The following is a 1,630-nucleotide window of genomic DNA, read 5'->3' on the forward strand; positions in this document are numbered from 1 at the left end:
CCATCCGTTCTAGTTTAGCGACTGGCTGAGACGGATATCACGCCGAAATTGCGTCGAGTCTGACCGCAATCATACCGAGATAGCTGCCGTTCGGGCAGACTGGCTGATGTCCGGTCATGTCTCCCGTCGAAGGCGGCGCACTCGCGGTCGTGAGTGCGCCGCCGTTGCAGAGCCGCCGCTGATCAACAGGGCGATTCGGCCCGTTTCGTCAGGCGAGTTCCTTACCAGAACTCGCCTGACTCCACCTGTTCACGTAACCGCGGACGGTGTGGATTTGGATCTCGTGCTGACCACAGCAACAGCGAATCAAGATCCGGTAACTCGTAGCCCAGTTCAACCATCAGGTACAACTGGATCAGATGTGCGTGCCGTTCGACAGCGTGTGAACATCGTCGCCGAGGAAGTCGCGTCGACGACTCCGAGGCGTCGTCGGCGCAGTCTCGTTGGTTTGCGTTCAGTTTCTGGAGTTCGTCGGCGATAACCCGGCTCATCAGCAACGAGAGTGCTGCCATGATGATCAGCGCCTCGATGACGTAGGCATCGGTCGTGTTGATCTCGTCCAAACCGAACCGTGATTTGAGTTCTTTGAACAGCAGTTCGATCTCCCAGCGCGCCCGATAGAGCTGTGCGATATCGGGCGCGCGGTAGTCGTCTCTGTCGAGGTTCGTCAGGTACAGATGGTATTCGTCGCTGTCGTCATTGCGAACGCCGACTAATCGGAAGGTTCGGGACGTGCTGGCGCCCGACCCTCGTTTACGGTCGAACGAGAGCGTGATCCGCACGTCGATTTCCTGTCGCTGCAGGTCGTCGAGGACGGCCTGCAGCGACTGGCCTTCTAGCGGGATGCTGTTCCCTCGCCACGTGCGAAGTTCCTCGACGATTTCGAAGTTCGCGTTTTCTTTGACGCGAGAAACGAACCAGCCGTCATTGGCGTCAATGCGGTCGAACAGCCAGAAATCGTAGTAGCCGAGATCAAACAGGATGAGGGCGCCAGCTACCCACTCGCCGGTGGGTAGCTGGCTCCGTTCATGGGTGCTTGCATCGGTTGTCTGGAATCGCGTCGGAAGCCCAGTCGAGAGCGATTCGGTGAGGTGGAGCTTCGCACCGGCTCGGTCGTCATCAAGCGCGTAAACGTCTCTGGCGTCTTGGTAGAGCGAGATGATCGTGGCGTCGACGATGAGGACGTCTCGAAATCGTTCGAGACGTCCGGTCAGCTCGGTTTGGTCCGTGTCAAGATTCTCGATGGCGTCATCGAGAATCTCTCGAAGGAGTGCGACAAACCCCGGTTTGAACCACCCATGAAATGTCGCATACGAGAGGTCGTCACAGTCAGCCATCTCGACGTAGCGTTCAAGAAACGCCTGGATGGATCGATCAGATCCGGCTGCGAAGCCGAGTGAAAGCGTGTAAAACAGGGCGACAACGTCGAGTTTCCGCTCTCGCTGGATGAGATTCGTTGCGCGAGCACGCTCGCGCAACTCATCGGATGGAAACGCTCTTTGAATGCGGTTCACAACTACTGAATCCGGTAGGGTGTACACATTCTCTACCGGACCCTCACGTTTCTAGTTACTGACTATTCTAGCTTGGTGTCTCTGGATCCCCCGATCTGCTAAACTAGAACGGATGG

At 57.2% G+C, this 1,630-nt stretch carries 1 protein-coding gene; it reads right to left on the bottom strand.

Features of this window, described 5'->3' with window-relative positions:
* Positions 1-221: 221 nt before the first annotated feature.
* Entirely contained in the window at positions 222-1,541 is a 1,320-nt protein-coding gene (locus AC0QDI_RS25175) for an IS4 family transposase (RefSeq protein WP_098727652.1), read from the bottom strand.
* Positions 1,542-1,630: the final 89 nt, after the last annotated feature.

The sequence above is a fragment of the Natrinema sp. LJW11 genome, from assembly GCF_056135975.1.